This window comes from Pantoea sp. X-Soil-YNGN-775, assembly GCF_059730575.1.
Genome location: NZ_AP035945.1, coordinates 3,700,352 through 3,713,093, shown reverse-complemented (window position 1 = coordinate 3,713,093; position 12,742 = coordinate 3,700,352). Strand labels below are relative to the sequence as shown.

Below are 12,742 nucleotides of genomic sequence, written 5' to 3'. Positions count from 1 at the left end.
TACATACATAAGATTAGACGGCAGGTCGATGAACGTATCTACTCAGGTTGCAGAACAGCGAAAAGTGTTAGAGCAGGCGATTGCGCAGGCGCTCGAACTGGCTAAAGCAAGCACTGACAGCGCGGAAGTGGCGGTCAGTAAAACCACTGGCATCGGCGTCAGCACCCGCTACGGTGAAGTGGAAAACGTCGAATTCAACAGCGACGGCGCGCTTGGCATCACCGTTTATCATCAGAATCGTAAAGGCAGCGCCTCGTCGACCGACCTCAGCCCGGACGCGATTAAACGCACCGTGCAGGCGGCCATCGATATTGCGCGTTATACCTCGCCCGATCCGTTTGCCGGTCCGGCGGATGCTGATCTGCTGGCATATGACGCGCCCGATCTGGATCTCTACCATCCGTGGGAGATCGATGCCGATCGCGCGATTGAGCTGGCGGCGCAGGCAGAACAGGCGGCGTTGCGGGCCGACAAACGCATCGTCAATACCGAAGGCGGCAGCTTCAACAGCCACGTCGGCATCAAAGTGTTTGGTAACAGCCACGGCATGTTGCAGAGCTATTGCTCCAGCCGTCACTCGCTCTCCAGCAGCGTGATTGCCGAGCAGGATGGCAACATGGAGCGCGATTACGCTTACACCATTGGCCGCGCCTTTGAAGATTTGCAGAGCCCGGAGTGGGTCGGTGAGGAATGTGCGCGTCGCACGCTGTCGCGTCTGGCACCGCGTAAGCTTTCCACCATGAAAGCGCCGGTGATTTTCGCCGCTGAAGTGGCAACCGGCCTGTTCGGCCATCTGGTCGGGGCGATCAGCGGCAGCAGCGTTTACCGCAAATCGACCTTCCTGCTCGATTCAATGGGACAGCAGATCCTGCCAGAGTGGCTGACGATTAACGAACAGCCGCACCTGCTGAAAGGTCTGGCGTCGACGCCGTTCGACAGCGAAGGCGTGCGGACTCAGGCGCGCGACATTATTAAAGATGGCGTGCTGCAAACCTGGTTAATGACCAGCTACTCAGCCCGCAAACTTGGCCTGAAAAGCACCGGTCATGCCGGTGGCATCCATAACTGGCGCATCGCCGGTCAGGGCCACAGCTTTGACGACCTGCTGAAGCAGATGGGGACCGGCTTAGTGGTCACCGAACTGATGGGGCAGGGCGTCAGCGCCATTACCGGCGATTACTCGCGCGGTGCGGCTGGCTTCTGGGTCGAGAATGGCGAAATTCAGTATCCCGTCAGTGAGATCACCATCGCCGGCAATCTGCGAGACATGTGGCGTAACATGGTGACCGTCGGTGATGACATCGAAACCCGTAGCAACATCCAGTGCGGTTCGGTGTTACTGCCCGAAATGAAGATCGCGGGACAATAAGAAAGATGGATTCTGAAAGCAGCCTGATGGCTGCTTTTTTTTCATCACAATAAGAAAGGAAAGAGCGATGCGTAAGCATGTGATTGCAATGTTGTCTGCTTCTCTGTTGTTCTCCAGCGTCAGCCTCTATGCGGCCGATCTGGAGCAGGATATGGATACGCTGAATGCCAACCTGAAGATCGTCAAGAAAACCGACGATGCGCAGGAGATGCAGCAGGCGCTGACCAAAATGCGTGCCGCGGCGCAGGATGCGCGTAAGGGCACGCCAGACAAGCTGGAAGGCCAGCCGGCTGACAGCGCGCAGGTCAAAGATTTTCACGCCGGTATCGACTCGCTGATTGCGCAGATTGATGTGGTCAGCACGCTGGCAAAAGCCAATAACGTCGACGGTGCGAAACGCGAAGCGGCGAAATTTGACGACATCCGCAACGCCAACCATAAGAAATTCCGTTAACGCTCTCGCCGGTCACTCCCGACCGGCGAGTTTTATCATCACTTCTGCTTATTACTCACCGTTTTTCCCCTCGCCTCGCCGAACTTCACCGCACAGCCTGCGCGCATCCTGCTGACCTGACACATATTTAACGCATTTTGAGAGCTGTGTCGCACTAAGCGTGCAGCCTGCGATCTGGCGCACGCTCTTCACCTCGATTTCCGCTTGGTGCTGGAAATGTTGCGTCTCCACAGGGATCGCTATCAGGGGTAATTTATTTTCAACGCGAATTATCCGGTCTAACAGGAGTAGCAAGGTGAGCAATAACGGCGTTCCGGTGCAAGACGCGCCACCGGAGAAAGTGCAGCAGCTGGCGGACAGGGTAATGGCGCAGATTGCGACGATCTATCAGCAGCACGGCATTGTGCCGAATGCGGTCCAGCAGCAGATGCTGGTGTCGCATGTCGGCGCAATGGCATCACGCTCCCTGAGCGGTGAACCGCTGCCCGAGGTGGAAGCCGAGCTGTTCGAGGATATCCCGCCAGAAACGCTGCAGCTGGCGCAGCAGGTAGTGGATCTGTTTGGCAATCTGCCACGCGAAGAAGCATGGCTGCTCTCGGTGCATATCGAAGTCGCCCGATCAAACAACTGAAGAGGAAATGAACATGGTAACCGTAGTGATTGGCGATCGTTTAGGTAAAGGACAGAAAGTTGCGGCAGGCATCGAGAAAGCCGGTGGACGCGCGGTGGTGGTACCGGGCGTGGCAGCAGACATGAAGCTCGGCGACGTGATGAAGGCAGAAAATGCCGATTTCGGCATCTCCTTCTGCGGCAGCGGTGGCGCAGGTGCCATCACCGCCCAGAACAAATATGGCTACAAGGCGAAACACGGCATGCGTTCCATCGATGAAGGCGTCACCGCCATCAACGAAGGCGCTAACGTCCTGGGTTTCGGTTTCATGGATAAAGAAGAGCTGGGCGAACGGCTGGTGCAGGCCTGGAACAAGAAGCACGGCAGCTGATTATGAAACAACAATACGTTACGCAGGTGACGGTAGAGGGCAAAGGCGACAGCAAAGCGAAAGCCTTTGCCGATGCCCTGAGTCGCGTACAGAACCAGGTTCTGCGCGCGACGCAAAAAATTCTGCTGCGGATTGAGCCCGAAGATGTGCGGGTGCTGAACGCACGGGAGAGCGTCAAAACCGAAAAATTTCTGTTCTTCTTTTTGGCGCGCCAACGGCGGAGCTACAGCGTAGAGCTGGAGATCACCGTCAGCGTCACCGTTTTCGACACCGAACAGGTCACGTTCACGGTGACACCTTAAAAACAGTGCCCTTTCATGTCAGAAAGCCGGTTGCCCGACGGCGCGCTGGCCGCAGCGTCGCGGCGGTCAAGGCGACGGCTGACGCGTGATGGGTAAAAACGACAACAAAGGTACAACAACATGTTTTTAATCATTTTGTTTAAGTCGTTGATCATTGGCGGGCTGGTGGGTGTCGGCGTCGGTGCCGGCGCTGCGCGGATGTTTCACGCGCCGACCACCCAGGGAATGGGCGCCTTTCGTACATTGGGCGAACTGAACTCGTGCGAAGGCGATCCAGCCTCTCACTTCTCCTTTGGTCTTGGCTTCTTCTTTAACGCCTGGGCATCTTCTGTTGCAGCCGGTTCGTTCACGCAGGATGTGGATCACCGCATCATTCCAAACTGGGGCGCCGCCGCGTTGATGGTCAAAAACCGCAACGTGGCCGAAACGCTGCACGACCCGAAAAAAATGGCTATCGCCTGCGGCATCATCGGCATGATCGTGGTCGCCTTTCTCAACTCTACCGCCTCAGCGGTACCGGCCGCGCTGCAGGTTACCGCGGTGAAAGTGCTGGTGCCAGCGGCTAACCTGCTGGTCAATACCGTGATGCCGGTGATCTTCTGGCTGGCGGCGATTGATGCGGGCCGCAAATCGGGCTTCTGGGCCACTATTTTTGGCGGCCTGGCGCAGCTGATTATGGGAAACGCGGTGCCGGGACTGGTGCTGGGTATTTTGATCGGCAAAGGCGTGGAAGAGAGCGGCTGGAACAAGGTCACCAAAGTGATGATGACCGCCATCGTGTTGCTGTTTGTCCTCAGCGGTTTCTTCCGTGGCTTCGACATGAAGCTGTTGCAGTCCTTCCAGCTCGGCATTCCTGGCTGGCTCGACATGATTCATAACTCAGTAAGCGGCAAATAAGAGGCGATGCTGATGAACGAAAATAAAGGCTTCTGGTACGCCGACTGGTCCTTCCCGATCTTTGTTGGCCTGCTCTCATCCGGCGTATTTGCCGGGACGCACATGTACTACCTGTATGGCATTGGTGCCTTCAACGAGGTGGCGTTTGTCTCGATGCTGCGTGCCGGCATGGAGACCGGCGTCTACGGCGCGGTCGCCGCATTCGGTGCCAGCTTTCTGTTCGCCCGCATTATTGAAGGATCGCTGGTCGGCATTCTCGATATCGGCGGCGCAATTCAGACCGGCGTCGGGCTGGGCGTGCCGGCGCTGTTGCTGGGTGCCGGTATCATCTTCCCGGTTGCCAACTTCGCTGCCTCGCTGGTGACCGGTCTGGTCATCGGGGTGGCGATTGGCTACCTGATTATTCTGGCGCGTAAATTCACCATCAATCAGAGCGACTCCACCTACGGGGCCGACGTGATGATGGGAGCCGGTAACACATCGGGCCGCTTCCTGGGGCCGCTGATCATTCTGTCAGCGATGGCCGCCTCTATTCCGATTGGCCTCGGTTCGCTGCTGGGCGCATTGCTGTTCTACCTGTGGAACAAGCCCATCACCGGCGGCGCTATCCTCGGTGCGATGATCCTTGGTGCGATTTTCCCGATTGCGCTCTGATGTCACCGGCGGTCCGGCAGCGGGCCGCCGCTAAGGAGTCCCCATGTTCGACTTAATTATTCGCCGTGCACGCCTCAGCGATGAGCAGGTGGTGGATATTGCCTTGCAGGACGGCAAAATCGCCGCCATCGGCGAGGTACAGGGCCAGGCGCACAGCGAGCGCGATCTGGCTGGCCGCTGCTACCTCAGCGCTGGCTGGATCGATTCCCACGTTCACTGCTACCCGAAATCGCCGATTTATCATGATGAAGCGGATGCAATCGGCGTCAGTCACGGCGTTACCAGCGTGGTGGATGCCGGCAGCACCGGCGCGCAGCACATTGATGATTTCTATCAGCTGACGCGCGCGGCACAGACCCAGGTTTATGCGCTGATCAACATCGCCCGCACCGGCATTGTCACTCAGAACGAACTGGCTGACATGACGCAGATTGACGAGCAGGCGGTGACTGAGGCGGTGGCCCGACTGCCCGATTTTATCGTTGGGCTTAAGGCACGCATCAGCAGCAGCGTAGTGGGCAAAAACGGCGTTCAGCCGCTGGTGAAAGCCAAGGCGATCCAGCAGTCAGTCGGCGGCCTGCCGCTGATGGTTCACATCGGTAACAATCCGCCCGATCTGGCGCAGATTGCCGATTTACTCACCTCCGGCGACATCATCACCCACTGTTTTAACGGCAAGCCTAACCGCATTCTGACGCCGCAGGGTGAACTGAAAGCGGCGGTAAAACAGGCTATCGCCCGTGGCGTTAAGCTGGATGTCGGCCATGGCAGCGCCAGCTTCAGCTTTGAGGTCGCGCGCGTGGCCATCGCTCAGGGCATTCTGCCGGACACCATCAGCTCCGACATCTATTGCCGCAACCGGCTGGCGGGGCCGGTACACAACCTGGCACACGTGATGTCGAAATTTTTCAGCGTCGGCATGACGCTGCCGCAGGTGATTAACTGCGTCACGGCCCACGCGGCGGACGCGCTGCGCCTGACGCGTAAAGGCCGGCTGGAGGTAGGTTACGACGCCGACCTGACCATTTTTACCGTCAAACAGCAGACCCGACCGTTTATCGATTCAGAAGGTGAACAGGTGGCGGGTGAGCAGCATCTGGTCCCGCTGGCGGCAGTGGTCGCCGGTCAGTGGATCGCGACAGAAGAAGGAGCAGTAAATGAGCTCGGTATATGAAAAGTATGGCCTGAAGCCGGTAATTAACGCCTCTGGCCGTATGACGATTCTTGGGGTTTCCACCCCGTCCTCTGATGTGATCGATACGGTGAAATATGGACTCGATCACTACTTCGAAATGAAGGATCTGGTGGACAAGACCGGTGCCTACATTGCCGGTCTGCTTGGCGCAGAGAATGCGCTGGTGGTCTCCTGCGCCTCAGCCGGCATCGCCCAGAGCGTGGCGGCGGTGATCGTTAAAGATAACGACTGGCTGCTGGATAATCTGCACGCAGCGCCGCTCAGCGTGCCGCACCAGATTGTGGTACCGAAAGGACATAACGTTAACTACGGCGCGCCGGTCGGCAGCATGGTGGCGCTGGGCGGCGGACAGCTGGTCGAAGCGGGCTACAGCAACGAGTGTTCGCCAGCACAGCTGGCGGCGGCGATCACCCCACAGACTGCGGCGATCCTCTATGTAAAATCGCATCACTGCGTGCAGAAAAGCCACCTCGACGTGGCGCAGGCGGCGGCAGTGGCGCGTGAACATGGCGTGCCGTTGATCGTCGATGCGGCCGCGGAAGAAGATCTGCACTGTTATTACCAGGCGGGCGCGGATCTGGTGATCTACAGCGGCGCAAAAGCGATCGAAGGGCCGACCAGCGGGCTGGTGATTGGCCGTCACGACTACGTTGAGTGGGTGAAACGTCAGACCAACGGCATTGGCCGTGCGATGAAAGTCGGCAAAGAGGGCATCCTTGGCCTGACGCAGGCCATTGAAAACTATCTGACGCAGCCGAAAATCAGCGGCGCGCAGATGGTGGAAAAAATGACGCCGTTTATCAACCAGCTTAACCAACTGAAAGGCGTCACGGCCCGGGTAGTGTGGGATGCGGCGGGACGGGATATCGCCCGTGCTGAGATCGCCTTTGATGAGGCGACGATCCAGCAGCGCACCGGCGATCTGGTGCAGGCGCTGAAAAAGGGTGACACCGCCATCTATTTTCGCGGCTACAAAGCTAACGAAGGGATCATTGAGGCGGACGTGCGCAGCGTCAGCGCCGATCAGTTGCAGACCATTTTTGCCCGTATTCAGGCGCTGTTAACCGGAGAGAAAAACGCATGACGCTGACACCCAATTTTTATCAGGATCGCCTGTGCCTTAACGTGCTGGCAGGATCGAAAGAGAATGCGCGCGCCATCTGGCAGGCGGCGGAAGGGCACGTGCTGGTCGGGGTGCTGTCAAAAAACTACGCCAGCAATGAGGCGGCGATCGCCGATATGCGGGAATATGCTGCATTGATCGATAATGCGCTGTCGGTCGGCCTCGGAGCGGGCGATCCGGGTCAGTCGCAGATGGTGAGTGAGATCTCGGCCGTGCTGCAACCGCAGCATGTGAACCAGGTGTTCACCGGCGTCGCCACCAGTCGTGCGCTGCTGGGTCAGTCGCAGACGGTGGTCAACGGTCTGATCTCGCCCACCGGCACGCCGGGCAAGGTGAAAATCTCCACCGGACCCCGCAGCGCAAAAAGCGACGACGCGATCGTCCCGATCGGCACCGCCATCGCCATGCTGCAGGACATGGGCGGCAACTCGGTGAAGTACTTCCCGATGGGCGGGCTGCAGACAATTGATGAATATCGTGCGGTGGCGGAAGCCTGCGCCAGACAGGATTTCTGGCTGGAGCCAACCGGGGGTATCGATCTGGATAACGTTGAGCAGATCATTCGTATCGCGCTGGAGGCGGGCGTCAGTAAAGTGATCCCGCACGTCTACAGTTCGATCATTGATAAAGCCAGCGGTGAAACCCGGATTGAAGATGTGCAGCAACTGCTGGCAATCTGTAAAAAGCTGCTGGCCTGAGGATCTTTGCCAGACGCCCGCCGCTAACCGGGTGGGCGTCAGACAACATGGACGTTGCCCCACGATCCCCGTAGGCTGACCGCTGAATCCCGGCTTTTTTCCAACCGCAGCAACAGGTAAACCATCGTGAGATTTCCCAATCAGCGCCTTGCGCAACTGTTTGATGCCCTGCAAAACGAAACGCTGCCCCAGGATGAACTGGCGCGGCGTTTTGCCGTGTCGACGCGCACCGTGCGCACCGATATCAGCGCGCTGAATGCGCTGCTGGCGCAGCACGGCGCGCAGTTTATCCTGAACCGCGGCGCAGGTTACCAGTTGAAGATTGAGGATGCTCAGCGTTTCCAGCACCTGCAACAGCAGACCGCGTCGCCGCTGCGGGTGCCGCGAACCTCGCCAGATCGTGTGCGCTATCTGCTGACCCGTTTTCTCACCGCCGCCTATTCGATCAAGCTTGAGGAGCTGGCGGAAGAGTGGTTCGTCAGCCGCGCCACCTTACAAAATGATATGGCGGAAGTGCGGGAGTGGCTGGGCCGCTATCACCTGACGATTGAGAGCAAGCCGCACTACGGCATGAAGCTGTTTGGCAGCGAAGTGGCAATCCGTACCTGCCTGACCGATCTGCTGTGGGAAATCGATCAGGCGCAGCCGGACAGCCCGCTGCTGACGATCGAAGCGTTAAACAGCGGCATGCTTGATACGCTGCGTCCGCTGTTGCAAAGCTGCTTTGCCCAGCACAACATCCGCATCAGCGATGAAGGCGAACGTTACCTGCGGCTCTACTGTGCGGTGGCGGTTCGGCGTATCAGTGAAGGCTATCCGCTCAACGATCCCGGCGCGGAAGAGATTGGCGACGAGGTGCGGGAAGCGGCGCATCAGCTGATTAACCTGATGCGCCCGCTGGTAAGCAAACCGATCTCGCCCGCTGAAGAGAACTGGCTGCGGGTGAATATCGCCGCGCGACGCATTCAGGCAATCGCTCCCAGCGCCATCAATGCCGATGATGCCGATGCCCTGGTCGATTACCTGCTGAGTTTTATCAATACCCACTACAACTTCAACCTGCAAAACGACCAGCAGCTGCGGGCCGATCTGCTCACCCATATCAAAACCATGATCACCCGGGTGCGCTACCAGATTCACATTCCTAATCCGCTGCTGAGCAACATCAAACAGCACTATCCGATGGCCTATGACGTCACGCTGGCGGCGGTAACCAGCTGGGGCAAATATACTCCTTACGTGATCAGTGAAAACGAAATCGGCTTCCTGGTGCTGCATATCGGCGTCGGGCTGGAGCGGCATTATGATGTCGGCTATCAGCGCCATCCGCAGGTGCTGCTGGTGTGCGACAGCGGTAATTCAACCTTACGCATGATTGAGGCGATGCTGCTGCGCCGTTATCCGCAGCTGCAGGTGACGGGGCGATTGTCGCAGCGGGAATATGAGGCGCGCAGCCGGATTGATGAGGATTTTGTCATCTCAACCATCCGCCTCAGCGAAAAAGAGAAGCCGGTGGTGGTGATGTCGCCGTTCCCGACCGGTTTCCAGCTGGAGCAGATAGGCAAGCTGGTGCTGGTGGATCGCACCCGGCCTTACATGTTGGCTAAATTTTTTGATGCTCAGCATTTTCACATCGTTGACCGGCCAATGACCCAGTCTGAACTGTTCCGGCAGCTCTGTGACCAGCTGGAGGCGGAGGGCTATGTTGATGCGGCGTTTTATCCGTCGGTAGAGGAGCGTGAAGCGATTGTCAGCACCATGCTGGGCGAAGGCATTGCGCTGCCGCACTCGCTGGGGCTGCTGGCGAAGAAAACCGTGGTCTACACCGTGCTGGCCCCGCACGGCATCGCCTGGGGAGACGACACCGCCTACGTGATTTTTCTGCTGGCCATCAGCAAAAGTGAATATGAAGAAGCGATGGCGATCTACGATCTGTTCGTGACGTTTCTGCGCGAAAGGGCGATGAGCCGGCTGCGCGACAGCACCGACTTCGCCTGCTTTAAGGCGGTGGCGATCGACTGTCTCAGCCGGTTATAAGCGGCGAAGGGATGCTCCCCGGCGGCGCGGGGAGAGAGTCAGTTCTTTTTCGCCAGCAGGCGGGGGATCTCGCGCAGGCACCAGGCTTTGGCTTCACCCATGCTGTCACGACGCCACGCCATAATGATATCCACCTCACGGGTATATTCCGGACTCACCACCCGCAGACGGCCTTCGGCAATATCCTGCTCGACCAGCGAATAGGGCATGGTGGCGACGCCCAGCCCGGCCAGCAGGGCCCGGCGTTTGTCTTCCATGCTGCTGACGGTCAGGCGCTGTTGCTTGTCCAGCAGCTGAACGGTCAGCACCGGGCGCTCACGCGCGGTATCCGCCACTGCAATACCGCGATATTTCACGCGCGTCACTTCAGACTGCGGTTCGGGCTCGTCATGAATCGGGTGGTCGGCGCTGGCGACATAGACACTCATCATGGTGTAAAGCTTGCGGGTGTTGATCTCGGTCGAAGCGCGGAAATGCAGATCGGGGGCAATCACAATGTCGGCCCGTCCCTGTTCCAGCCGTTCCCACGCGCCAGCCAGCACTTCAGTGACCAGCGAAAACTGGGTATTGGCTTTGTCAGCCAGCCGCGTCACCAGCGGAAACAGCGCCTCGGTCGGCACCAGCGCTTCGGTAACGATGGTCAGATGGGTTTCCCAGCCGCGCGCCAGCGCTTCCGCATCGGTGGTCAGCTTATCGGCCGCTTCCAGCAGCACCCGGCCACGTTCCAGCAGCATGCGTCCCACATTGGTAAATTTAGTGCGGTGACCGGAACGGTCGAACAGCACCACATCCAGCTCTTCTTCCAGTTTTTGCATGGTGTAGCTGAGAGCGGAAGGCACGCGGCCCAGCTCGTCAGCGGCTGCTGCAAAACTTCCGCGTCGATCAATTGCATCCATAACGCGTAAAGATTCAAGGGTTAACGCACGCTCTTTAGCCATCCCGGTTCTCTGTCAGGAAATTTGAACATGCCAGGCAGATTAACTGGCTAACAATCCGGCGTCCAGACTTTTACCATATGGGCATAAAGTCCGTGGCCGATCCTTGCCACCGGATGCTGGAGGTAAACAATGATAACAACACGCAGTGCGTCCGCTTGTGGTCAGGCCGATTTCGGTTGGTTGCAGGCGCGCTACAGTTTTTCTTTTGGGCACTATTTTGATCCCAAACTGATGGGCTATGCCTCACTCCGGGTCCTCAACCAGGAAGTGCTGGCACCGGGCGCTGCTTTTCAGCCGCGCACCTATCCGCAGGTCGATGTACTGAACATCGTACTGCAGGGTGAAGCGGAATACCGCGACAGCGAGGGCAACCACATCATCGTTCGTGAAGGGGAAGCGCTGCTGCTCTCTGCCCAGCCGGGCGTGAGTTACAGCGAGATCAACCTGAGCAAAGAGCGCCCGCTGACGCGGATGCAGCTGTGGCTGGCCGCTTGTCCGGAGCGGGAAAACCCACGGATGCAGAAAATCGCGCTGTCAGAGGGGCAAACCACCCAGTTGCTGGCCTCGCCAGACGGTGCGGACGGCAGTCTGCAACTGCGGCAGCAGGTGTGGATTCATCAGGTGGAGCTGGCTCCCGGTGAACAGCATTTGATGCAGCTGCACGGACCGCGCGCCTACCTGCAGTCGATTCATGGCTCGCTGGACGCGGTCTCTGGTACCGAGTATCAGGAGAAGCTCGGCTGTGGTGATGGGGCATTTTTGCAGGAAGAGCAGCAGCTCAGGCTGACGGCGAAAACCGCCACCCGGGCGTTAATTATTGATATCCCGGTCTGATGATTCAGCCATAAAAAAAGGCGGCCATGGCCGCCTTTTTGCTGTCTGAAGGTTTACTTCAGCATGGTAAATGCGGTGGTCACGTGCTTCACGCCGCTTACCCGACTGGCCACATCGGCTGCTGCCTGCGCTTCCTGCGGCGTCACCAGACCCAACAGGAACACTTCGCCATTTTCAGTGGTGACTTTCACATTAGATGATTTCACCTGATCGCTGCCCAGCAGCTGCGAACGGATTTTAGTGGTAATCCAGGTATCTGAAGAAGAGGTTCCCAGCGTCACTTTCTGGCCGATACGAATTTCGTTATACACCTCGGTTGCGCCATCAACGCCCATGGTAATCTGTTTGGCGCGGTTGGCGATCTCCTGCGAAGGGGCCTGACCGGTCAGCAGGACTTTGCCCTGATAAGCGGTGGCGATAACGCGTGCATCACTTTTGATTTGCTGATCTTTGGCTAAGGCGTTAGAGACGCGTAATTCCAGCGTGCCATCGTCGACCTGGGTGCCGACGGTGCGTGGATCGGTGGCCGTTTTGGTGGCGACAGCAGCGCTGCCGGCAACCACGGCAACACAGCCTTGCAGCAGCATTGCGGTTAACAGGATGGCTACAGCGTTCAATGCTTTCATTGGAGCTCCTTCGGTCATTCCTGGTGTGGAAACAGGGTGTTATCGATCAGATCGCATAAACAGTTGAGGGTCAGCATGTGCATCTCCTGAATACGGGCACTGCGGTGCGACGGGATGCGAATTTCCACATCATGTGGGCCCAGCAGTCCGGCAAGTTCGCCCCCATCATACCCGGTAAGCGCAACGATAGTCATATCGCGCGTCACTGCTGCCTCAACGGCTTTAACAATGTCACGGGTATTGCCGCGGGTGGAGATGGCCAGCAGCACATCGCCTGCCTGGCCGAGGGCCCGCACCTGCTTGGCGTACACCTCGTCATGCAGGCGATCGTTGCCAATCGCGGTCAGCATCACATTGTCGGCACTCAGCGCCAGCGCGGGTAAGCTGGGGCGCTCGGTTTCGAAACGGTTGATCATACTGGCGGCAAAGTGCTGCGCATTGGCTGATGAGGCACCATTGCCGCAGCTGAGGATTTTATTGCCGTTCAGTAACGACTGCACCAGCGTCATCGCCGCACGGGAAATGGCATCGGGCAACGCTTCTGCAGCGGCAATCTGGGTTTGGATACTTTCGGTAAAACACGCTTTAATTCTGTCCTGCACACGACCACCTGG

Annotated in this window: 15 protein-coding genes; 12 read left to right on the top strand and 3 right to left on the bottom strand. The window is 58.2% G+C overall.

Annotated elements, in window-relative coordinates:
* The first annotated feature begins 28 nt into the window (after positions 1–28).
* From pmbA to AC6I8I_RS17320, 11 genes are all read left to right on the top strand, one after another.
* Positions 29–1,369 carry a metalloprotease PmbA gene (gene pmbA / locus AC6I8I_RS17370; protein ID WP_497828147.1) on the top strand — a complete coding sequence of 447 codons (1,341 nt, stop codon included), beginning with the start codon at positions 29–31 and terminating at the stop codon, positions 1,367–1,369.
* Between the two features lie 67 nt (positions 1,370–1,436).
* Entirely contained in the window at positions 1,437–1,823 is a 387-nt protein-coding gene (gene cybC / locus AC6I8I_RS17365) for a cytochrome b562 (protein ID WP_031376391.1), read from the top strand.
* Between the two features lie 295 nt (positions 1,824–2,118).
* Positions 2,119–2,454, top strand: coding sequence for a glycine dehydrogenase (locus AC6I8I_RS17360; RefSeq protein WP_031376390.1), 336 nt, complete (start codon positions 2,119–2,121; stop codon positions 2,452–2,454).
* A 7-nt stretch (positions 2,455–2,461) separates the two neighbouring features.
* On the top strand, positions 2,462–2,824 hold the full coding sequence (locus AC6I8I_RS17355; protein WP_312053280.1) for an SFCGS family glycine-rich protein: 363 nt from the start codon (positions 2,462–2,464) through the stop codon (positions 2,822–2,824).
* 2 nt (positions 2,825–2,826) lie between these two features.
* Positions 2,827–3,126, top strand: a complete 300-nt coding sequence (locus tag AC6I8I_RS17350; protein ID WP_312053278.1) for a DUF4312 family protein — start codon at positions 2,827–2,829, stop codon at positions 3,124–3,126.
* 120 nt (positions 3,127–3,246) lie between these two features.
* Positions 3,247–4,023 (top strand): DUF4311 domain-containing protein, encoded by a 777-nt coding sequence (locus AC6I8I_RS17345; protein ID WP_312053277.1) that lies wholly within the window; start codon positions 3,247–3,249, stop codon positions 4,021–4,023.
* A gap of 12 nt (positions 4,024–4,035) precedes the next feature.
* Complete coding sequence (locus tag AC6I8I_RS17340; protein WP_031376386.1) at positions 4,036–4,677, top strand: DUF4310 family protein; 642 nt, start codon at positions 4,036–4,038, stop codon at positions 4,675–4,677.
* Positions 4,678–4,720: 43 nt separating this feature from the next.
* Positions 4,721–5,851 (top strand): amidohydrolase/deacetylase family metallohydrolase, encoded by a 1,131-nt coding sequence (locus AC6I8I_RS17335; protein WP_312053275.1) that lies wholly within the window; start codon positions 4,721–4,723, stop codon positions 5,849–5,851.
* Positions 5,835–6,956 carry a DgaE family pyridoxal phosphate-dependent ammonia lyase gene (locus tag AC6I8I_RS17330; RefSeq protein WP_497828146.1) on the top strand — a complete coding sequence of 374 codons (1,122 nt, stop codon included), beginning with the start codon at positions 5,835–5,837 and terminating at the stop codon, positions 6,954–6,956. Before AC6I8I_RS17335 ends, AC6I8I_RS17330 begins: the two co-directional genes overlap by 17 nt.
* On the top strand, positions 6,953–7,693 hold the full coding sequence (dagF, locus tag AC6I8I_RS17325; protein ID WP_497828145.1) for a 2-dehydro-3-deoxy-phosphogluconate aldolase: 741 nt from the start codon (positions 6,953–6,955) through the stop codon (positions 7,691–7,693). Before AC6I8I_RS17330 ends, dagF begins: the two co-directional genes overlap by 4 nt.
* Before the next feature lie 126 nt (positions 7,694–7,819).
* On the top strand, positions 7,820–9,730 hold the full coding sequence (locus AC6I8I_RS17320) for a BglG family transcription antiterminator (protein ID WP_312053271.1): 1,911 nt from the start codon (positions 7,820–7,822) through the stop codon (positions 9,728–9,730).
* Between the two features lie 38 nt (positions 9,731–9,768).
* On the opposite strand, the gene AC6I8I_RS17315 is transcribed toward AC6I8I_RS17320, so the two are convergent.
* Entirely contained in the window at positions 9,769–10,668 is a 900-nt protein-coding gene (locus tag AC6I8I_RS17315; RefSeq protein WP_031376382.1) for a LysR family transcriptional regulator, read from the bottom strand.
* Positions 10,669–10,797: 129 nt separating this feature from the next.
* Here AC6I8I_RS17315 and AC6I8I_RS17310 point away from each other — a divergent pair, with 129 nt between their 5' ends.
* Positions 10,798–11,502, top strand: a complete 705-nt coding sequence (locus AC6I8I_RS17310; RefSeq protein WP_312758684.1) for a pirin family protein — start codon at positions 10,798–10,800, stop codon at positions 11,500–11,502.
* A gap of 53 nt (positions 11,503–11,555) precedes the next feature.
* Here the strand turns inward: AC6I8I_RS17310 and dolP are convergent, their stop codons facing one another.
* Positions 11,556–12,128: a division/outer membrane stress-associated lipid-binding lipoprotein gene (dolP, locus tag AC6I8I_RS17305; RefSeq protein WP_312053267.1), complete on the bottom strand. Its 573-nt coding sequence runs from the start codon at positions 12,126–12,128 to the stop codon at positions 11,556–11,558.
* A gap of 14 nt (positions 12,129–12,142) precedes the next feature.
* Positions 12,143–12,730: a DnaA initiator-associating protein DiaA gene (gene diaA, locus AC6I8I_RS17300; RefSeq protein ID WP_031376379.1), complete on the bottom strand. Its 588-nt coding sequence runs from the start codon at positions 12,728–12,730 to the stop codon at positions 12,143–12,145.
* Positions 12,731–12,742: the final 12 nt, after the last annotated feature.